Here is a 19,954-nt window from a genome sequence, read left to right as displayed (position 1 = left end):
CGTGTCGCGGAGATGGCTTGCCGGTTCACGTGCTCAGGGTGCGTGCATCGCAAGGCGGCGGCGCGATGGCATACCGGGTTGTCTTCCGAGCGTCGCCAACGCGGCGAGGTGCGTGCCCTGGGTGCGTGAGACGGTGAGTCATTTCCGCGACACGCCGCCAGGCGACGCCTCGAGCGACCGCGAGCTGCTCGCCGCACATGTCGACGGCGACCCCGAGGCCTTCGGTGTCCTCGTCGCCCGCCATCGCGACCGGCTGTGGGCCGTCGCGCTGCGCACCTGCGGCCACCCCGAGACGGCCGCCGACGGCCTCCAGGACGGCCTCGTCGCCGCGTTCCGCCGCGCCGGCTCGTTCCGCGGCGACGCCGCGGTGACCACCTGGCTGCACCGGGTCGTCGTCAACGCGTGCCTGGACCGCCTGCGCAAGGAGTCGGTACGCCGGACCGAGCCGCTGCCCGACGACCTCGACGCCGTCGAGGCCGGATACCGCCGGGTCCGCCAGACCGTCGGCACCGCTGTCGACCCGGTCGAGCACAGCCTGGTCACCGAGCGCCGGGAGCGGGTCCTCACCGCGCTGGCGACGCTGCCCGAGGAGCAGCGGGCCGCGCTGGTGCTCGTCGACATGGAGGGCTATCCCGTCGCCGAGGTCGCGCAGATCCTCGACTGCGCCGAGGGGACGGTGAAGAGCCGCTGCTCGCGCGGCCGGGCCCGGCTCGCCGTCCTCCTCGCCGACGTACTGGACGACCTCGCCGACGATGGCGCGGACACCACCGCCGGCCGTGCCGCCCATGACGCCGGGAACCCGTCCGGCGCCCCGGACGTCGGATCGATGACGCCCCGCGGACCGCCCGCGGGCACCGCCGTCGACTGATCACCCCACCCCGCCCGTCCCCACCGGGCCCCCGTGCCAGGAATCCCACATGAACGACGCCACCGAGCCGTCCGCCGCACCGCCGACCTCCGCCCAGGAGGAGGCCGTTCGCCGTGCCCTCGCGGACGCGGGGGGACCGGTGCCGCTCCCCGGCGACGTCGCCGCCCGGCTCGACAGCGTGATCACCGGCCTCGCCGCCGAGCGCGCCGCGGCCTCCCTGCCGCCGGGCGGCGTCCACCTGAGCCATCCCGAGGCACCCGCGGTCGTGGTCCCCCTCGACCCAGCGGCGCTGCGGCGCCGGCGCCGGGTCCGGCTCCTGTTCGGCGCGGCCGCCGCGGTCGCGGTGGTCGCGGTCGGTGTCGGACTCGTGTCCGACAACGGTGCCGGCAGCGACGACCTCGCGACGGCGCACCAGCTCGCCCAGGACGACTCGGCCCGCGAGAGTGCCGTGGCCGGCGCGCAGGCCGAGGATGAGGCCGGCGGCGACCAGGCGAAGAACGCTCCCACCGGTCAGGCCCCCAGTCCGGCGGCCTCGGGCGAGCTCGACCAGCCGTACGTCCTCCCGCAGCGGGTCCCCACCGACGAGCCGGTCCGCGAGGTGCGGGCCGACCACCTGCGTGAGGACCTGGTCGCGCTCCAGCACGTCACCCTGCCGCACCCGGCCGCCGCCGACTACGCCGGCGCCACGCTCACCATCCCCGCCGGCTTCATCTGCGAGCCGGCGTCCTTCGGCCGCGGATACCTCGTCGGCGTCCTCTACGACGGCAAGCCGGCCGTGGTCGCCTTCCGCCAGCCGGCCGGGTCGACCCAGGAGGCCGAGGTGCTCGCCTGCGGCACCGGCGACGTCATCCACTCCACGACGCTCGCCGCCACGGGCTGAGCCGCGGCTGACGGGCGGCGGGCGGCTCACCACCGCCGCTCCTGGACCGGAGCACCTCCTCGGGAATCTCGCGGCCTACGATCTCGTTGTCCAAGTGTCCGCCGGTCCGCCCACCGCAGCCGGCCCCACCACCAGATCCACCGGGGAGTTCCATGTCCGAGTCCGCCACGTCCGAGATCCGCCCCGACGTCCGCGAGGTCATCGTCATCGGGTCCGGACCCTCGGGCTACACCGCCGCGATCTACGCCGCCCGGGCACAGCTGAGCCCGCTGGTCTTCGAGGGCTCGGTCACGGCCGGCGGTGCGCTGATGAACACCACCGAGGTCGAGAACTTCCCCGGCTTCCGCAACGGCATCCAGGGCCCCGAGCTGATGGAGGAGATGCGGGCCCAGGCCGAGCGCTTCGGTGCCGAGCTGGTCGCCGACGACGTGGTCGAGGTGGACCTGACCGGTGACGTCAAGATCGTCAAGACCGCCACCGACACCTACACCGCCCGCGCCGTGATCCTGTCCACCGGCTCCGGCTACCGCAAGCTCGGCCTGCCCGACGAGGAGCGGCTCTCCGGACGCGGCGTCTCCTACTGCGCCACCTGCGACGGCTTCTTCTTCCGCGAGCAGCACATCGCCGTCGTCGGCGGCGGCGACTCGGCCGTCGAGGAGGCCACCTTCCTCACCCGGTTCGGGTCGAAGGTCTCGCTCATCGTGCGCCGCGACGAGCTGCGCGCCTCGAAGATCATGCAGGAGCGTGCCTTCGCGGACCCGAAGCTGGAGATCGTCTGGAACTCCGTCGTCGAGTCGATCAACGGCGCGGACTCCCTGGAGTCGCTGACCCTCAAGGACACGGTCACCGGAGCCACCAGCGAGCTGCCCGCCACCGGCCTGTTCATCGCCATCGGCCACGACCCGCGCTCCGAGCTCCTGGTCGGCCAGGTCGACCTCGACGACGACGGCTACGTCCTCGTGCAGCCCGGCTCCACCGCGACCAACATCCCGGGCGTCTTCGCCGCCGGTGACCTGGTCGACCACACCTACCGCCAGGCCATCACGGCCGCCGGCACCGGCTGCTCGGCCGCCCTCGACGCCGAGCGCTATCTCGCCGGGCTCGACCACGCCGCCGCGACCGCGGGGAATGCCCTCGCCGGGAATGCCAGCGCCACCGCGTAGGTTCAACTACACAGACGTTTCGTCCAACCAACCGGAAGGGTGGCCGCCGTGGCCGACAACATCTCCGCCGTGACCGACGCCGAGTTCGACGTGCAGGTCCTCAAGTCCGACAAGCCGGTCCTCGTGGACTTCTGGGCCGAGTGGTGCGGGCCGTGCCGTCAGGTCGCCCCGATCCTCGACGAGCTCGCCGGTGCACACGGCGACAAGATCACCTTCCTCAAGATGAACGTCGACGAGAACCCGGTCACCCCGGCGTCGTACCGCGTCACGGGCATCCCGACCATCAACGTCTACCAGGGCGGCGAGGTCGTGAAGACGATCGTCGGTGCCCGCCCGAAGGCCGCGATCCTCAACGAGCTCGCCGACTTCATCTGATCGGCACTCCGCCCGAGGCCCCTGGAGCTCAGCTCCGGGGGCCTCGTGCTTCCCGGGGCACCGGCGTCGGCACGTGCTTGGGTCGGCGTACGGCGCCGACGATCCGCTCCCACGCGGCCTCCATCTCGCCGCGCCAGGACACGAGCGAGCGCATCTCCATCCGCATCCGCGGCGTCCGCGGGTGTGCGCGCTGGGTCTTGAACCCGGTCCGGGCCAGGAAGTCCGCGGGCACGACGCACGACGCGGAGCGGGACGGACCGCCCCGGCCGGTGCGGGCGAAGGCCTCGACCGCGCGGATCCCGTCGCGACCGACGAGGTCACGCGCCATGCCCTGGACCAGGAGCCGGCCGATCCCGCCGCCGGCGTACTCCGGGCAGACCCAGGCGGTCGTCAGCAGCACCGCGTCCGGCGACACCGGCGCGGTCGGGAAGGCGGCCGCGCCGGGGACGTACGCCGCGGGCGCGTAGACGAGGTAGCCGACCGGGCGGCCGTCGACGAGGGCCACCCGGCCGCAGGAGCCCCATTCGCGCAACAGCTCGGAGACCCACGTCTCCTTCTCCGCGGCCCGCTCGTCGGGGTCGAGGCGCTCGCGGTGCACGGGCTCGCGCTCCCAGAACAGGCAGGTCCGGCACGGCGCGTCCGTGTCGTGGAACAGGGCGTCGAGCAGATCGAGGGTGAGAGGGACCGTGGTCCGGGCCACGTCTCGATGGTACGTCCGCGAACGGAGCGAAAGTGGGTGGCGCGGACCTGAGAGAATGACGTCCGTGCGCAAGATCCGCCAGAGCCAGAAGCTTCGCAACGTCCGCTACGACGTCCGGGGTCCCATCCTCGTCGAGGCCCAGCGGCTGGAGGCCGAGGGCCACAAGATCCTCAAGCTCAACATCGGCAACCCGGCACCGTTCGGCTTCGAGGCACCCGAGGCGATCGTCGCCGACATGGTGCACAACCTGCCCGACGCCCAGGGCTACTCCGACTCCCGCGGGATCTACTCCGCGCGCACGGCCGTGGCGCAGTACTACCAGTCGCGCGGCCTGAAGGACACCGCCGTCGAGGACGTGTTCATCGGCAACGGCGTCTCCGAGATGATCTCCATGGTCCTCCAGGCGTTCCTCGACGACGGCAACGAGATCCTGGTCCCCGCACCCGACTACCCGCTGTGGACGGGCGCGGTGTCACTGGCCGGAGGCACGCCGGTCCACTACCGGTGCGACGAGCAGGACGGCTGGATGCCGGACCTGGAGGACATCGAGTCGAAGATCACCGAGCACACGCACGGCCTGGTGATCATCAACCCCAACAACCCCACGGGCGCCGTCTACAGCAAGGAGATGGTGTCCCAGCTGGTCGACATCGCCCGGCGCCATGACCTGGTGGTCTTCGCCGACGAGATCTACGAGAAGATCCTGTTCGACGACGCGGTGCACCACCACGCCGCGCAGGCGGCCGGCAACGACGTCCTCTGCCTCACCTTCAGTGGTCTGTCCAAGGCCTACCGGGTCTGCGGCTACCGCGCCGGCTGGGTGATGATCTCCGGTCCCCAGGAGCTCGCGGAGGACTTCCTCGAGGGCCTCACCACCCTCTCCAACATGCGCATGTGCGCCAACGTGCCGGCCCAGCACGCGATCCAGACCGCACTCGGCGGCTACCAGTCGATCAACGAGCTGATCGTGCCCGGCGGCCGCTTCTACGAGCAGGCCATGCTCGCCGACCGGCTGCTCAACGAGATCCCCGGCGTCTCCTCGGTCCGGCCCCGCGGGGCGCTCTACTGCTTCCCGCGCCTGGACCCCGAGGTCTACCCGATCGACGACGACGAGGGCTTCGTCATCGAGCTGCTGCGGGCCAAGAAGATCCTGGTCACCCACGGCACCGGGTTCAACTGGTTCGAGCCCGACCACTTCCGTCTGGTCACCCTGCCCGACGTGGAGGTCCTGGAGGAGGCGATCGGCCGGATCGCCGACTTCCTCGCCACCCGGCGCTGACGCCCTCGTCCACCGACCCGGCGCGTCTGAACGCGCCGGGTCGGTGTCGTTTTGTTCGCCGGCGGCAATTCCGGCCGACATGTCTGCGCGACACGCAGTCGCACCGTTCTGGGTGAGCCTGACAGACTGCACCGGTGCTCGACATCACGTACCCGCCCGTCATCGTCACCGCCAAGGTGCTCTTCAAGCTGATGCGCCAGCGGGTCGTCGTCAGCGGCTCGGAGTCCATCCCCCGCAAGGGCGGCGCGCTGCTGGCCATCAACCACACCGGCTACGTCGACTTCATCTACGCCGGTGCCGGCGCCGAGCCCCGCAAGCGCCTGGTCCGGTTCATGATCAAGAAGGAGATGATGGACGCCCCGGGCGTCGGTCACCTCCTGCGCTCCTTCCACCACATCCGGGTCGACCGCTCCTCGGGCGTGCAGTCGATGAAGGACGCGCTGGCCTACCTCGAGGCCGGTGAGGTGGTCGGGATCTACCCCGAGGCCACCATCTCCCGCTCCTTCGAGATCAAGGAGCTCAAGTCCGGTGCCGCGCGGATCGCGGCGGACGCCGGCGTACCGCTCATCCCGGTGATCGTCTGGGGTGCGCACCGGTTGATGACCAAGGACCACCCGAAGGACTTCTCCCGCTCGGCCAAGACGATCGTCGTCAAGGTGGGCGAGCCGTTGTACCCCACGGGCGAGGACACCGCTGCGGAGACCGAGGAGCTGCGGGTCGCGATGAAGCTGATGCTCGACGAGGTCCTCGCGGAGTATCCCGAGGCCGAGAAGGCCCCGGGCAGCTGGTGGACGCCCGCCCGCTTCGGCGGATCCGCGCCCACGCCCGACGAGGCGGACCGCCTCGACAAGGCCGAGCTGCGGGCGCGCGCCGCGAAGCGGGCAGCCAAGGCCGCCGAGAAGAAGGCCGACCGAGGCAAGTAGGCGGTCGTGGAGTCGCCGCTGGTGCTGCTGGTCGAGGACGACGACGACCTGCGTACGACGACGCGGCTGGTGCTCGAGGCCCGCGGCTTCCGCGTCGTGACGGCCGCGGACGGCGAGGCCGGCTGGTCGGCGTACCTCACCCGGCCGGTGGACCTCGCCGTCGTCGACGTGGTGCTCCCGAAGCTCGACGGTCTCCGGCTGACCGAGCGGATCCGCGCCGACGGTGAGCTGCCGGTGCTGCTGCTGACCGCGCGCGACCTGCCGCGCGACCAGGTCGTGGGGTTCGACGCGGGCGCCGACGACTACGTGGTCAAGCCGTTCGACGGCGACGTGCTCGAGGCGCGGCTGCGGGCCCTGCTGCGGCGCCGAGGGGGAGGGGCGCCCACGCGGATCCTCGACCACGAGGGACTGCGCGTCGACGTCGACGGGATGACCGTCGAGCGCGACGGGGCGGTGGTCGACCTGTCGGCCACCGAGTTCCGGCTGCTCGTCGCGTTCCTCGACCACCTCGGGATCGTCCTCAGCCGCACCCGGCTGCTCGAGATCGTCTGGGGCAGCGCGAGCTGGGGGGATCCGCACGTCGTCGACGTCACCGTGCAGCGGCTGCGGGCCAAGATCGGCGCCGACCGGGTGCTGACGGTACGAGGAGCGGGCTACAAGATGGCACGGTCCTGACCGTGTCCGCCTCCCGGTCCGGCGGTGCTCCCCGCTGGCGGCACTCACTGCGCACCCGGATCACCGTGGCCGTCGTGGCCGCGTCCCTCGCGACCCTGCTCGGGGTGGGGATCGTCGTCGACCACCAGTCGGCCGCCGACGCGCGGGACCGGCTGCGGACCCAGGCCCTGACCGAGCTCGATGCCGGGATCGCCGTCCTGGAGGTGACCTCGACGCTGCGCTACGACCTCTCCCTCGACCCCGCCCGGGTGCCCAGGCAGCTGCGGGAGTCGCTGCCCGAGCTGGACGAGGACCGCGCCTCGACGTACTACGCCGACGGCCGGATGTGGGCGGCCCGGCGCCTCTCGGCCGACCGGATCGCCAGCGTGGCGCTCGACGACGCGCCGGTCCGGACCGCCCGGACCTCGCTGCGCGAGCGGATGCTGGTGGCCGCCGCGGCGGTGCTGCCGCTCACCGCCCTCCTCGGCATGCTGGTCGGGGCCGGCCTGAGCCGGCGGCTGCGGCGGGCGGCCACCGCGGCCGCCGTGATCAGCGGCGGGGGAGCGGCCCGGTGCACCGTCGGTGGCCGCGACGAGGTGGCGGCCCTGTCCCGGGCTGTCGACGAGATGGCCGACGCGCTCGACCGGCGGCTACGCGTCGAGCAGGCGTTCTCCGCCGACGTGGCGCACGAGCTGCGTACGCCGGTCGCCGGCCTGGTGAGCGCGAGCGAGCTGCTGCCGCCGGGCGAGGCCACCGATCTGCTGCGCGCCCTGGTGGCACGGTTGCGGCACCTGGTCGAGGACCTGCTCGAGGTGGCCCGCCTCGACAGCGGCACCGAGGAGGTCACGCTCACCCCCCACCTGCTGGGCCCGCTCGTGCCCGGCGCCGACATCGTCCGCGACGCCGAGGTGCTCGTCGACCCCCGTCGGGTCGAGCGGATCGTGGGCAACCTGGTCGCCAACGCCGAGCGGCACGGCGGCGGCGTCACCGGCCTGGTCGTGGACGGACCGCGGCTCGTCGTACGCGACGCGGGGCCGGGCCTCCCCGACGACGTCCTGGGGGCCGGAGCGATCCGGTTCCACAGCACGGGGCAGGGGAGCGGCCTCGGGCTCACCATCGTGCAGGGTCAGGCCCGGGTGCTGGGCGCGACCGTCACGATGGCGAACCCGCCCGGCGGTGGCGCGGAGGTGGCGGTGGAGTTCAGGACCCCGGACCCATCTCCGGGTCGACCGGGTCGACCGTCTGGAGCGGGTACGTCTGCGTCGCCGCCATCCCCTCCGGCACGTCGCCCTGGACCGTGACGGTGATGGTGCCGTAGGTCGCCGAGGCCTCGCCCTCGACGATGTCCGAGACCGCCACCTTCACCGGGACCGTCACGTCGGTGCCCTCGGCGCAGCTCGGCTCGCAGTCGTTGGCGACCATCGTGCCGGTCGCGGTGGCCTCGTCGGCGCCCCAGTCCGACCACGCCAGGTCGGTCAGGCTCTGGTTGCCGTCGGCGCAGGCCACGGTGACGGTGGCCGGGCTGGCGACCGGCTCGCCCACGCAGTCGAGCAGGTAGGTCACCGCGGCCCGGGCCGCGACGGCGCGATCGGTCTGCTCGCCGGACGTCGTCCCGGAGCCGGCGCCCGGCTCGGCCTCGACGGGCTTCTCGTCCTCCACCCCGCACGCGGCGAAGGCGCCCAGGGCGAGGAGCACGCTGCCGGCGAGGGCGGCGGTACGGCGGGGGCAGGTGTCTCTCATCGGGGTCCGTTCTGTTCGGTCGACCGGCGGATCTCGCCGGCCTGACCAGCATCGCGTCCTCGCCTCACACCATCGCGGCACGTGTGTCACAGGAGCCTCACAGTTGATCTCAGGCGTCACATGGATCTAACGATATATCGTCTTGTTGACTTGTCTCTTTGTCGACATATGGATGTGCGTGCGGCGAGGTCCCACCGGCAGTGGCACGCCGTCCGCCGGGCTACCCGGCAGTTCTCCGCGGTGGGCGGGCGCATCCGGGACGTGTCGTGCTGAGAACCGGCGACCAGTGCGGTGGACGGCGTGTCACTGCGCCGGCCCCGTCCGCCGGCCCCACCCCGCCGGCCCCACCCGCCGGGTCCGTGCGGCTCCCCGCGGGACCCCGGCCCCGCCCCGCCGGCGTTCCACGTGAAACAGGGCGCGACCGACGGCTCGGTCGCGCCCTGTTCGCGGGGCAGGGGAGTCCGGTCAGATCGGCCGGTCGGCGCGGTTGCGCGGGTCGATCAGGTCGATGATGCGCTGCAGGTCGCCGGTGTTGGCGAACTCGATCGAGATCCGCCCCTTCGCCTTGCCGAGGTCGATCTTGACCCGGGTCTCCAGCCGGTCGCCCAGGCGCTCGGCGAGCTCACCCAGACCGGGCGCCTGCGGCTTCGCGCGGCGCGGGCGCGGCGTCGTACCGCTGATGCCGTCGCCGACCGCGACGATCTCCTCCAGGCCGCGCACCGAGATGCCCTCGGCCACCACCCGCTGGGCCAGCCGGTCCTGCTGCTCGGCGTCCGCCACACCCAGCAGGGCGCGGGCGTGGCCCGCGGACAGCACCCCGGCTCCCACTCGGCGCTGGACCGCGGGGGAGAGCTTGAGCAGACGCAGGGTGTTGCTGATCTGCGGGCGTGACCGCCCGATCCGCTGGGCCAGCTCGTCGTGGGTGCAGGCGAAGTCCTCCAGCAGCTGGTGGTACGCGGCCGCCTCCTCGAGCGGGTTGAGGTTGCTGCGGTGCAGGTTCTCCAGCAGCGCGTCGCGGAGCATGTCCGTGTCGTCGGTCTCGCGGACGATCGCGGGGATCGTGTCGAGCCCGGCCAGCTGGGTGGCACGCCACCGGCGCTCGCCCATGACCAGCTCGTAGGTCTCGGCGCCGGTCTTGCGCACCACGACCGGCTGCAGGAGGCCGATCTCCTTCACCGAGTGCACCAGCTCGGCCATGGCCTCCTCGTCGAAGACCGTTCGCGGGTTCACCGCGTTGGGTGAGATCTGCTCGACGGGCAGCTCGGCGAAGTAGGCGCCCTCGACCGGCCGCAGACCCGAATCCGCGATCTGAGCGCCCTTCGTCGACCCGGCGGACCTGGGGTCCGGCGACCCGCCAGAACTGGCTCCAGCGGCAAAGTCCGGATCCTGAGCCGCGCGGTTGACATCCGCGTCCGCCGCCGGGTCAGGTACGGGCGGCGGCGGCGCGGTCGGGATGAGGGAGCCCAGACCCCGGCCGAGACCGCGACGCGGGGCGTTGCTGTTCACGAGATGCTCCCTCGGGTCACGATCTCGCGCGCCGCCTCGAGGTAGCTCAGCGCACCCGGCGAGCCCGGATCGTAGGTCATCACGGTCTGTCCGTACGACGGCGCCTCCGAGACCCGCACGGACCGCGGGATCGCGGTCTTGAGCACCTGGTCGCCGAAGTGCTCGCGCACCTCGTGGGCCACGCCCGCCGCGAGCCGGGTGCGGGCGTCGAACATGGTGAGCACGATCGTCGACACCGCGAGCTCGGGGTTCAGGTGGGCCCGCACCATGTCGACCGTGGCGAGCAGCTGACCCAGGCCCTCGAGTGCGTAGTACTCCGCCTGGATCGGGATCAGCATCTCCGCACCCGCCACGAGGGCGTTGAGGGTCAGCAGGCCCAGCGACGGCGGGCAGTCGATGAAGACGTAGTCGAACCGGTCCTCGCCGACCGCGGCGGCGGTGCCGATCCGCGGGTGCGCGTCGAGTGCCTTCTTCAGCCGCTGCTCGCGAGCGACCACGCTCACCAGCTCGATCTCGGCACCGGCCAGGTCGATGGTCGCGGGCACCACCCACAGCCCCGAGGCGTCGGGGCAGGGCTGGGCGAGATCGGCGATCGCCGTACCGTCGACGAGCAGCTCGTACGACGACGGCGTGCCCTGGCGGTGCTCGATGTTGAGAGCCGTCGAGGCGTTGCCCTGGGGGTCGAGGTCGAGGACCAGGACCCGCTGCCCGAGCTGGGTGAGAGCCGCCGCCAGGTTCACCGTGGAGGTGGTCTTGCCGACGCCGCCCTTCTGGTTGGCGACCACGAACACCCGGGTCTCGGAGGGTCGGTCGAGCTGCTCCTGGGGGATGCCCGCACGGACCATCACCGTCGCCTGGGCGGCCCGGGCGAGGGGAGTGAGGTCGTCGTCGAAGCCAGCGGCCCGCTCGGCGAGCTGGGCCGCCGTCAGCGGAGCGGAGGGAGTTCCGGCGGTTTCACGTGAAACAGCCTCCCCGCGAGGTGCCCCGGTTTCACGTGAAACCTGCTCCCCGCGGATCTCTCCAGTCTCCGTGCCGCCCTGTGGATAACTAGGGAGGTTCTGTGGAGACTCACGCTCAGCACCCGCCTCCGGACCGGTGGAAAACCCGGAACCGGGACCCCATGAGTCGCTCACGACTTCCTCCTCTTCCTTCGCGACGAGCCCCCGCGTGATTCCCGAGAACCACGCTGGCCACGAAGCGGCAACGATACGCGGGCCGGGTCGGCCCACGACAGACGGACGATGCGAATCGGCTCGACGGCACCTTCGGCCGCGAGCTCGGCACCCAGCTCCTCGATGACGGCCGGCGTACAGCCCAGCCGCCGACAGGTCTCCTCGGCCGCGGCCACCTCCTCGGCGGCGCTGCTGCCCTTCATGGCCAGCAGCGCGCCGTCCGGCGCGACCAGCGGCATGCACCAGGTGGCCAGCTTGTCGAGGGCCGCGACGGCTCGTGCGGTCACGACGTCATAGGTCGCGACGCCATGGACGGCGTCCGCGCGACCGCGGATGACGGTGACGTTGGTGAGGCCGAGTCGTTCGACGGCCTCCTCGAGGAAGGTGGTCCGGCGCAGCAGGGGCTCGATCAGCGTCACCCGCACGTCAGGGCGGGCGATCGCGAGAACCAGGCCGGGCAGTCCCGCTCCGGAGCCGACGTCGGCGAGCGTCGCGTCGGCGGGCAGGGCGGCGGCCAGCAGGCCGCAGTTGATCAGGTGGCGCTCCCACAGCCGGGGCGTCTCGCGCGGCCCGATCAGACCGCGTACGACGCCGTCCGTGGCCAGCAGCTCGGCGTACGCCAGCAGCAGGTCCCGCCGGTCGGCGGGGAAGACCTCCGCGAGGATCGCCGGGGGAGCAGGCAGCACCCCCGGGCCCGCCCGGTCCTCGGGACCGGGGGACACCGGGGGTGCGGTGTCGTCGTCGTGTTTCACGTGAAACGTCGACCCTTCCGGGTCACTCAGGCCGGGAGCACCACGACGTAACGGCGGGGCTCGACGCCCGCCGACTCCGAGCGCAGGCCCGCGGCCGCGACAGCGTCGTGGACGATCTTCCGCTCGAACGGGGACATCGGATCCAGGGAGACCGGCTCACCCGACTTCGCGACCTCGGCGGCCGTCTCGGCACCGAGCTGGGTGAGCCGGGTGCGCTTGTCCGCGCGGTAGCCGGACACGTCGAGCATCAGCCGCGACCGCTCGCCGGTCTCGCGGTAGACCGCGAGCCGGGTGAGCTCCTGCAGCGCCTCGAGCACCTTGCCGTCGCGACCGACCAGCTGGCTGAGCTCGGCGCCCACGATCGACACGGCGGCCCGGTCGGCCTCCACGTCGATGTCCAGGTCGCCATCGAGGTCGGCGATGTCGAGCAGCTCCTCGAGATAGTCAGCCGCGATGTCGCCCTCCTGCTCGAGGCGGGAGACGCGGTCGGTCTCGCCCACGGGGGCGTCCGACTCGTCCGACTCGTCCGACTCGTCGGTCTCGTCGTCGGTCTCGTCGGTCTCGTCGTCCACCACGTCGTCAGCCGCGGCCACGTCGTCGACCTCGGCGTCCGTGGCCGTGTCCGGCGCGACGTCCGCCGCGTCCTCGGTGGCGATCTCGGTCTCGGTCTCAGCGCTCACTTGCTGTCTCCCTCATCGTTCGTGGTCTCGTCCTTGCCCTCGGGCGGCGTCTGATTCGCCTGCCCGCCGGGCTTGTTCTGGAGGCCGCCCTTGCGCTGCGAGCGGCTCTGTCGCTTCGGCTGCTGCCGGGTGGAGGGACGGCGCTCCTCCTCGACCTTCTCCTCGACGACGGTGTCGGTCGCGGCATGGCCGTGCCGGGCGGCCTTGGCCTTGTCCCGGTCCTCCTTCGCCTTGAAGGCGGGGGTGCCGGGCGCCGGGTTGTTCCGGATGACGTAGAACTGCTGGCTCATGGTCCACAGGTTCGACGTGGTCCAGTAGAGGAGGACACCGATCGGGAACGCCACACCGCCGAGGCCGAAGGCCACGGGGAGGATGTACAGCAGCATCTTCTGCTGCTGGGCGTACGGCCCGCTCATCGCCTCGGCCGGCATGTTCTTGGCCATCAGCTGACGCTGGGTGAAGAAGGTCGTCGCCGTCATCGCGAGCACCAGGATCAGCGCGACCACCATGACGGTGGCGTTGGGCTCGTCGCCCCAGGTGCGCGATCCCCAGAAGGAGTCCGCGATCGGGATCTTGCCGAAGATGTCGGCCTGGCCGAACTGCTTGGCCCGCTCCACGTCGAGGAAGCCGTGGGCCTTGCCGCTGCGCGCCGCCTGGTCGAGCAGCCGGAAGAGCGCGAAGAAGATCGGCATCTGCAGCAGGATCGGCAGACAGGAGGCGAACGGGTTGGTCCCCGCCTCCTTGTAGAGCTTCATCGTCTCCTCGGCCAGCTTCTGCCGGTCGTGGCCGTACTTCTTCTGCAGCTCCTTCACCTTGGGCTGCAGCAGCTGCATGTTGCGGCTGGACTTGATCTGCTTGACGAACAGCGGGATCAGCGCCGCCCGGATGACCAGGGTGAGGCCGATGATCGACAGCGCCCACGACAGGCCGCCGGACGGGTCGAGCCCGATCGCCGACAACAGCTCGTGCCAGCCGATGAGCACCGCGGAGATGATGTAGTACAGCGGCACCATGATGAAGTTGCCGATGTCGCCGATGATGCCCACTGATCAGGCTCCTTGCTGGAAGGGGTAGCGCTCGGCGGTCGCCGGGCGGAGTTCGGGGTCGCGCTCAGCACGCGCGGGGGAGGGGTCCTCGTCGTGCGTGTGCCCGCGCCGCGGGGGGACGTGGTCCACCCCGCCGGCAGCCCACGGGTGACAGCGCAGCAGGCGACGCACCGCCAGCCAGCTGCCACGGAGCGCACCGTGCGCCTGGAGCGCCTGGACGGCGTACGCCGAGCACGACGGGTAGTAGCGGCAGGTGGGCCCCAGCAGCGGGCTGATCAGGAGCTGATAGCCGCGCACGAGTCCGACGAGCAACCACGTCAGCGGGTTCATCGCGCCTCCTGCCCGTGCGTACCCACGCGATCCAGACAACGAGCCAGGTCGTCACTCAGTTCCGCGTACGACGCCGCGGCGGCCGCCGCCTGCGCCCGCACCACCAGCACCGAGCCCGGCGGCAGCGCCCCGAGCGAGGGCCGCACCGCGTGCCGCAGCCGGCGCTTCACCCGGTTGCGGACGACGGCGTTGCCGACGGCCTTGCTGACCACGAAGCCCACCCGAGCCGGCGCGGTCTCCCCGGACATGCCGACAACCTGCTGCCCCTCAGGGAGCAGCAGGTGGGCGACGAGGGTGCGCGAGCCGGCGCGTCGACCACGGCGGCCGGCGGCCCGGAACAGGTCCGGGTCGGTGAGCCGGTGGTCGGCTGCGAGCACGGTCAGCCCCACGCGAACCGCTGGGCGGACACGCGGGTCCGTCCTCAGACGGACAGGCTCGAGCGGCCCTTCCGGCGACGGTTCGCCAGGATGGCGCGACCGGCGCGGGTGCGCATCCGCAGTCGGAAACCGTGCACCTTGTGGCGACGACGGTTATTGGGCTGGTACGTCCGCTTGCTCACGATCGGCCTCTCAGATGATGCAGATGTCGGGAAGGGTCTCCGGCAGCCGGGAACGCAGTCCGATCAGGACTCCGCACAGCACGTCGGCCGGCACCGCGCAGCCACGAGGACCGGTGAGTGACCGGGGCGTCGTGGACATGCGGCACCGGTCGACACCGGTTGACCAATCAACGGTACGCGGACGCCGGATCAGGGGTCAAACCGGCGCGACATCCGGGGTCGGTCCGGACCCCGCCGGGCGGGAGATCAAAACCTGTGGATAGCGGGTTGATCCCTAGGCACCCGGGCGGTTAGGTTCGATGGATCCGGGATTCCCCGCCGGTGCCGACCCCGTGGTCGACCTGCGTCGCGCATGGCCCGTTCCTTCTCGGGAACGTCGCTCTGACCTGCGCAAACAGTCAATCCATGGGTGATCGGACAGGCCTCGGTTCGGCATCGTCACCGCGATGATGCAAGAGTTCACAACCTGTGGACAAACCTGTGGAGCCAGTGCCGGCAGCGGATCCGTCACGGCTCCTCGGACCCGACCAGCGAGAGGGAGTGGCGTGACCGGCAACCCGGATCAGCCCCAGGACGAGACGAGCACCCCCGGTGCCACCGGCAGCCCCGCCCCGGACACCCCTCCCGTCGACCCGGCGACGGCGCGCCTGGTCCACGAGTGGGCGCTGGTCGTCGGTGACCTGCAGACCCACCAGCGCGCCTGGCTGCAGGCCAGCAGCCCGGTGACCCTGCACGGGACCACCGCGATCGTCGCCGTTCCCGACGACTTCACCCGCAAGCGCCTCGAGGGCCGCCTGCGCGGCGAGCTCGAGGACGCGCTGAGCGACCGGTTCGGCCACGACGTCCAGCTCGCGGTGACCGTCGACGCCTCCCTGCGCGCCGAGCTGGGCCACCAGTCGACCTCCTCGTCGTACGACGACGGCCCCGCCTACGAGTCCGCCGGCTCCTACGACACCTTCAAGGCGGCCCCGGACTTCGACCGGCCACGCGAGGACCCCGCTCCCGCCGACACCCTCGCGGATCGACAAGTCGCCATGTCGACAAATCCACTTGTCGATGCGCCGATGGCGCCCCTGGGCGGTCAGGACCTGGGCGCGAACCAGGCCGGCCCCTCGGCCACCCGCACCGGCGAGTCACGGCTCAACCCGAAGTACACCTTCGAGACCTTCGTCATCGGCTCGTCCAACCGGTTCCCCCACGCCGCCGCGGTCGCGGTGAGCGAGGCCCCCGGCCGCAGCTACAACCCGCTCCTGGTCTACGGCGAGTCCGGCCTCGGCAAGACCCACCTGCTGCACGCGATCGGCCACTACGTCCGCACGATCTACGCCGGCTCCAAGGTGCGCTACGTCTCCAGCGAGGAGTTCACCAACGAGTTCATCAACGCGATCCGCGACGACCGGCAGGACCGGTTCAAGCGGAAGTACCGCGACATCGACGTGCTCCTCATCGACGACATCCAGTTCCTGGAGGGCAAGACCCAGACCCAGGAGGAGTTCTTCCACACCTTCAACACGCTGCACAACGCCAACAAGCAGATCGTGCTCACCTCCGACCGCCCGCCCAAGCGGCTGGAGGCGCTGGAGGACCGGCTCCGCAACCGGTTCGAGTGGGGCCTGATCACCGACGTGCAGCCGCCCGACCTCGAGACCAGGATCGCGATCCTGCGCAAGAAGGCCGCGATGGACCGGCTCACCGCGCCCTCCGACGTGCTCGAGTTCATCGCCTCCAAGATCCAGACCAACATCCGCGAGCTGGAGGGCGCGCTCATCCGGGTGACTGCCTTCGCGAACCTCAACCGGCAGGACGTCGACATGACCCTCGCCGAGATCGTGCTCAAGGACCTGATCCCCGAAGGTGGCGAGCCGGAGATCACCGCGTCGCTGATCATCGCCCAGACCGCGGCGTACTTCGGGCTCTCCATCGACGAGCTCACCGGTCCCAGCCGCGGCCGGCACCTGGTCATGGCCCGGCAGATCGCGATGTACCTGTGCCGCGAGCTCACCGGCCTGTCCCTGCCCAAGATCGGTGCCCAGTTCGGCAACCGCGACCACACGACGGTCATGTACGCCGAGCGGAAGATCAACCAGCTCCTCGGCGAGCGTCGCGCCGTCTTCAACCAGGTCAGCGAGCTCACCAACCGCGTGAAGATGCAGGCCCGGCAGTCTTGATGGGCGCGAGCGTGTCGCAGATCGACGACGGCGCGCGGGCGCTCGCTTCGCTCGGCCCACGCTTGTCGGCGATGCGGCTTCGCCGCCGTGCGCCACGCTGCCGCGCCTGTGGAGAAGTCCGGTGAAACTGTGCGAACTACACGGGGAGGATTCCGTGGAGGCACGTACGCGGCCCTCCACGCCGCGGCCGTGCTCCACACGGTCCCTTGTGGTTCGCCCGTTCGTCCACAGCCGTCATCCACCGGCTATTGCGGCGCTGACCTGCGCAGACACCGGTTCTCCACAGTTTCCACCGGCGCTATGACCACTCCCTGACTACATGCGGATCTCCATCGTCGGAACTCCACCGGGCCCTCGATCTGTGGATCACGGCCTGTCCTCCTGGCCGCGGACACCCCGCGGACCCAGCACGGCCGGCCGTGCCTTCCGACCCTCGGCCGACCTCCGCGCGGTGTCGTCCCCGGCCGCCGCGCTGCCGCGCTGCCCACACCCGTGCCGCGCCCAGGGGCGACGTGGCAGGATGCAACTCCCACCCACCACGTGAGAGGTACGACGACGTGAAGTTCCGTGTCGACCGCGACGTCCTCGCCGACGCCGTCGCCTGGGCTGCGCGCAGCCTGCCCGTCCGGCCCAGCGCGCCCGTGCTGGCGGGACTCCTCATCGAGGCGGGCGACGACGGGCTGGTGCTCTCGACGTTCGACTACGAGACCTCCGCGCGGGCGACTCTCAACGCCGAGGTGAGCGACGAGGGCCGGGCCCTAGTCAGCGGCCGCCTGCTCGCCGACATCTGCCGCAGCCTGCCCAACAAGCCGGTCGACCTGATGCTCGACGGGGCCCGGGTCTCGCTGACCTGCGGCTCCTCGCGGTTCTCCCTGCAGACCCTGCCGGTCGAGGACTACCCGACGATGCCCGACATGCCGGCCGCGACCGGCACCGTCCCGAGCGAGGCCTTCGCCCACGCCGTGGCCCAGGCGGTCACCGCCGCCGGTCGCGACGACATGCTCCCGGTGCTCACCGGTGTCCGCCTCGAGATCGAGGGAGCCACGATCGCGCTCCTGGCGACCGACCGGTTCCGCCTCTCGCAGCGCGAGCTCGCCTGGAACCCCGGCACGCCCGACGCGACCCTGGCAGCGCTGGTCCCGGCCAAGGTGCTCGGCGACACGGCCAAGTCCCTGACCGCCGGCCCCGAGGTCACCATCGCGCTGTCGACGACCGGCTCGGGTGAGGGCATCATCGGCTTCGAGGGCACCGGCCCCGGCGGCGTACGCCGGACGACGACGCGACTGCTCGACGGCGAGTTCCCCAAGGTCCGCAGCCTGTTCCCGTCGGAGAAGCTGACCGTCGCCAAGATCGACCGGCAGGAGCTGATCGAGTCGGTCAAGCGCGTCTCGCTCGTCGCCGACCGCAACACCGCGGTCCAGCTGAGCTTCCGCGACGGCGCGCTGATCCTCGACGCCGGCTCCGGCGACGACGCCCAGGCCTCGGAGTCGGTGGCCGCCGAGATCGACGGCGAGGACCTGGTCACCGGCTTCAACCCGGCCTTCCTGCTCGACGGCCTCGGCGCGATCGACGAGGCGGTCGTCGAGCTCGCCTTCACCCAGGCGTCCAAGCCGGTCGTCATCAGCGGCACGACGGCCGAGAGTGCGGGGGACGCCGAGGGCGGCTCCTTCCGCTACCTGCTGATGCCGCGTCGCCTGCTCAGCTGAGGTAACGCGGCCGACCCTTCCAGCCAGCGATCCAGAGGGAGATGCGTGATGCACATCGGACTCGTCGGACTCGGCAAGATGGGCGGCAACATGCGCACCCGGCTGCGCAATGCCGGTCATACCGTGGTCGGCTACGACTTCAACCCGGACCTCGCCGACGTCGCGAGCCTCGCGGCCATGGTCGAGGAGCTCGAGAAGGCCGGGGCGCCCAAGGTCGTGTGGGTGATGGTGCCCGCCGGCGACCCCACCCGCTCGACGATCGCGGAGCTCAAGGAGCTGCTGGGCGAGGGCGACCTGGTCGTCGACGGCGGCAACTCCAAGTACACCGACGACGCCCTCAACGCCGCCTCGCTCGCCGAGAAGGGCATCGGCTTCGTCGACTGCGGTGTCTCCGGCGGCGTCTGGGGCCTGGAGAACGGCTACGCCCTGATGTACGGCGGGTCCACCGACGACATCGCGAAGGTCCAGCCGGCCTTCGACGCGCTCAAGCCTGAGGAGGGCGGCGCCGTCCACGCGGGCCCCACACCGGGCGCCGGTCACTTCGCCAAGATGGTCCACAATGGCATCGAGTACGCCATGATGCAGGCCTACGCCGAGGGCTGGGAGCTGCTCGAGAAGGTCGACATCGTCGAGAACGTGCCGGCGATCTTCGACTCCTGGCGGCACGGCACGGTGATCCGGTCCTGGCTGCTCGACCTGCTGACCGAGGCGATCACCGACGACGAGCACCTCGAGCAGCTGCGGGGCTACGCCGACGACTCCGGCGAGGGCCGGTGGACCGTGCAGGCCGCGATCGACAACGCCGTACCGATGCACGTCATCGCGTCCTCGCTGTTCGCCCGCTTCTCCTCGCGCCAGGACGACAGTCCGGCGATGAAGGCGATCGCGGCGATGCGCAACCAGTTCGGCGGGCACGCCGTCCACACCGAGCCGCCTCCGGGCGGCGAGGCCAACCCCGACGCCTGAGCCACGGCCCACCTACCGGATTCGTCGCTGATAGCGCCTCGCGACGACAATTCCGGTAGTTGCGTGGGGAACCGGATCAGGCCGCGAGCACAGCGCGGACCAGGGCGAACCCCAGCCAGGCCCCGAGCACGACCACCGCGACCGGGTGCTTGACGATCCGGTCGAGCGAGGGTGGCGCGGTGCGGCGTACCCGCGCCAGGACGACCGCGACGCCGAGCGCCACGACGACGGTCGCGAACAGCGGGCCGAAGGGGTGGGCGAGGAAGGACTCGCGCCACCAGCCGTGGGCGAGGTAAACCCACGACCGGGTCAGGCCGCAGCCGGGGCAGGGCAGCCCGGTCAGCCGGCGGACGGGGCAGATGACCGGCCCGTCCTCGATGTGGTCGGGGGAGAGGAAGAGACTCACGCCCAGCGCGGCGACGCCGACGGCCACGACCACCTCGGTGGTCTGCGGCCGCCGGGTCGCCGGCGCACGGGTGTCGGACAT

At 71.5% G+C, this 19,954-nt stretch carries 23 protein-coding genes; 11 read left to right on the top strand and 12 right to left on the bottom strand.

The features are described from left to right. Positions 1-121 precede the first annotated feature (121 nt). From sigM to trxA, 4 genes are all read left to right on the top strand, one after another. Positions 122-868 carry an RNA polymerase sigma factor SigM gene (gene sigM / locus KVF89_RS23185; protein WP_257428932.1) on the top strand — a complete coding sequence of 249 codons (747 nt, stop codon included), beginning with the start codon at positions 122-124 and terminating at the stop codon, positions 866-868. Positions 869-917: 49 nt separating this feature from the next. Beyond that, positions 918-1,748 (top strand): hypothetical protein, encoded by an 831-nt coding sequence (locus KVF89_RS23180; protein WP_257428930.1) that lies wholly within the window; start codon positions 918-920, stop codon positions 1,746-1,748. A gap of 152 nt (positions 1,749-1,900) precedes the next feature. After that, entirely contained in the window at positions 1,901-2,911 is a 1,011-nt protein-coding gene (gene trxB, locus KVF89_RS23175) for a thioredoxin-disulfide reductase (RefSeq protein WP_257428928.1), read from the top strand. A gap of 48 nt (positions 2,912-2,959) precedes the next feature. Next, complete coding sequence (gene trxA, locus KVF89_RS23170) at positions 2,960-3,286, top strand: thioredoxin (RefSeq protein WP_273475405.1); 327 nt, start codon at positions 2,960-2,962, stop codon at positions 3,284-3,286. A 28-nt stretch (positions 3,287-3,314) separates the two neighbouring features. On the opposite strand, the gene KVF89_RS23165 is transcribed toward trxA, so the two are convergent. Beyond that, positions 3,315-3,986, bottom strand: coding sequence for a GNAT family N-acetyltransferase (locus KVF89_RS23165; protein ID WP_257428927.1), 672 nt, complete (start codon positions 3,984-3,986; stop codon positions 3,315-3,317). A gap of 55 nt (positions 3,987-4,041) precedes the next feature. Here KVF89_RS23165 and KVF89_RS23160 point away from each other — a divergent pair, with 55 nt between their 5' ends. From KVF89_RS23160 to KVF89_RS23145, 4 genes are all read left to right on the top strand, one after another. Further along, positions 4,042-5,265 (top strand): pyridoxal phosphate-dependent aminotransferase, encoded by a 1,224-nt coding sequence (locus KVF89_RS23160; protein WP_306809823.1) that lies wholly within the window; start codon positions 4,042-4,044, stop codon positions 5,263-5,265. Positions 5,266-5,399: 134 nt separating this feature from the next. Then, entirely contained in the window at positions 5,400-6,188 is a 789-nt protein-coding gene (locus KVF89_RS23155; RefSeq protein ID WP_257428923.1) for a lysophospholipid acyltransferase family protein, read from the top strand. Between the two features lie 6 nt (positions 6,189-6,194). Next, positions 6,195-6,863 (top strand): response regulator transcription factor, encoded by a 669-nt coding sequence (locus KVF89_RS23150; RefSeq protein WP_257428921.1) that lies wholly within the window; start codon positions 6,195-6,197, stop codon positions 6,861-6,863. Positions 6,864-6,865: 2 nt separating this feature from the next. Next, positions 6,866-8,143, top strand: a complete 1,278-nt coding sequence (locus KVF89_RS23145; protein WP_257428920.1) for a sensor histidine kinase — start codon at positions 6,866-6,868, stop codon at positions 8,141-8,143. Here KVF89_RS23145 and KVF89_RS23140 read toward each other — a convergent pair. The 10 genes from KVF89_RS23140 to KVF89_RS23095 all read right to left on the bottom strand — a co-directional run bounded on the left by KVF89_RS23140 (position 8,043) and on the right by KVF89_RS23095 (position 14,766). After that, a complete protein-coding gene (locus KVF89_RS23140; protein WP_257428918.1) occupies positions 8,043-8,582 on the bottom strand; it encodes a hypothetical protein in 540 nt (179 codons plus the stop codon). The genes KVF89_RS23145 and KVF89_RS23140 overlap by 101 nt on opposite strands. A 465-nt stretch (positions 8,583-9,047) precedes the next feature. After that, positions 9,048-10,088 (bottom strand): ParB/RepB/Spo0J family partition protein, encoded by a 1,041-nt coding sequence (locus tag KVF89_RS23135; RefSeq protein WP_257428916.1) that lies wholly within the window; start codon positions 10,086-10,088, stop codon positions 9,048-9,050. After that, positions 10,085-10,933, bottom strand: coding sequence for a ParA family protein (locus tag KVF89_RS23130; protein ID WP_257428915.1), 849 nt, complete (start codon positions 10,931-10,933; stop codon positions 10,085-10,087). Before KVF89_RS23130 ends, KVF89_RS23135 begins: the two co-directional genes overlap by 4 nt. Before the next feature lie 284 nt (positions 10,934-11,217). Further along, a complete protein-coding gene (gene rsmG, locus KVF89_RS23125) occupies positions 11,218-12,012 on the bottom strand; it encodes a 16S rRNA (guanine(527)-N(7))-methyltransferase RsmG (RefSeq protein WP_257428909.1) in 795 nt (264 codons plus the stop codon). Between the two features lie 26 nt (positions 12,013-12,038). Next, positions 12,039-12,692 carry a Jag family protein gene (locus KVF89_RS23120; RefSeq protein WP_372497956.1) on the bottom strand — a complete coding sequence of 218 codons (654 nt, stop codon included), beginning with the start codon at positions 12,690-12,692 and terminating at the stop codon, positions 12,039-12,041. Continuing rightward, positions 12,689-13,705, bottom strand: coding sequence for a membrane protein insertase YidC (gene yidC, locus KVF89_RS23115; RefSeq protein WP_372497963.1), 1,017 nt, complete (start codon positions 13,703-13,705; stop codon positions 12,689-12,691). The genes KVF89_RS23120 and yidC overlap by 4 nt, the downstream gene beginning before the upstream one ends. A gap of 36 nt (positions 13,706-13,741) precedes the next feature. Continuing rightward, entirely contained in the window at positions 13,742-14,068 is a 327-nt protein-coding gene (gene yidD, locus KVF89_RS23110; RefSeq protein WP_257428907.1) for a membrane protein insertion efficiency factor YidD, read from the bottom strand. Further along, complete coding sequence (rnpA, locus tag KVF89_RS23105) at positions 14,065-14,445, bottom strand: ribonuclease P protein component (RefSeq protein WP_257428905.1); 381 nt, start codon at positions 14,443-14,445, stop codon at positions 14,065-14,067. Before rnpA ends, yidD begins: the two co-directional genes overlap by 4 nt. A gap of 44 nt (positions 14,446-14,489) precedes the next feature. Then, positions 14,490-14,627: a 50S ribosomal protein L34 gene (gene rpmH / locus KVF89_RS23100; protein WP_075018668.1), complete on the bottom strand. Its 138-nt coding sequence runs from the start codon at positions 14,625-14,627 to the stop codon at positions 14,490-14,492. A 10-nt stretch (positions 14,628-14,637) separates the two neighbouring features. Continuing rightward, positions 14,638-14,766, bottom strand: a complete 129-nt coding sequence (locus tag KVF89_RS23095) for a hypothetical protein (protein ID WP_257428901.1) — start codon at positions 14,764-14,766, stop codon at positions 14,638-14,640. Positions 14,767-15,274: 508 nt separating this feature from the next. On the opposite strand from KVF89_RS23095, the gene dnaA reads away from it, so the two are divergent. From dnaA to gnd, 3 genes are all read left to right on the top strand, one after another. Then, the gene (gene dnaA, locus KVF89_RS23090) at positions 15,275-16,795 is read left to right on the top strand and encodes a chromosomal replication initiator protein DnaA (protein ID WP_257429183.1); all 1,521 of its coding nucleotides are present in this window, start codon (positions 15,275-15,277) and stop codon (positions 16,793-16,795) included. 557 nt (positions 16,796-17,352) lie between these two features. Then, a complete protein-coding gene (dnaN, locus tag KVF89_RS23085) occupies positions 17,353-18,501 on the top strand; it encodes a DNA polymerase III subunit beta (RefSeq protein ID WP_257428900.1) in 1,149 nt (382 codons plus the stop codon). Positions 18,502-18,549: 48 nt separating this feature from the next. Further along, a complete protein-coding gene (gnd, locus tag KVF89_RS23080) occupies positions 18,550-19,467 on the top strand; it encodes a phosphogluconate dehydrogenase (NAD(+)-dependent, decarboxylating) (RefSeq protein WP_257428898.1) in 918 nt (305 codons plus the stop codon). Positions 19,468-19,543: 76 nt separating this feature from the next. Here gnd and KVF89_RS23075 read toward each other — a convergent pair whose 3' ends face one another. After that, positions 19,544-19,954 carry a DUF2752 domain-containing protein gene (locus tag KVF89_RS23075; protein WP_257428897.1) on the bottom strand — a complete coding sequence of 137 codons (411 nt, stop codon included), beginning with the start codon at positions 19,952-19,954 and terminating at the stop codon, positions 19,544-19,546.

Source organism: Nocardioides carbamazepini (assembly GCF_024614185.1).
Classification (GTDB): domain Bacteria; phylum Actinomycetota; class Actinomycetes; order Propionibacteriales; family Nocardioidaceae; genus Nocardioides; species Nocardioides carbamazepini.
The sequence above is the reverse complement of the archived record's forward strand: the minus strand, read 5'-3'. Positions and strand labels throughout refer to the sequence as shown.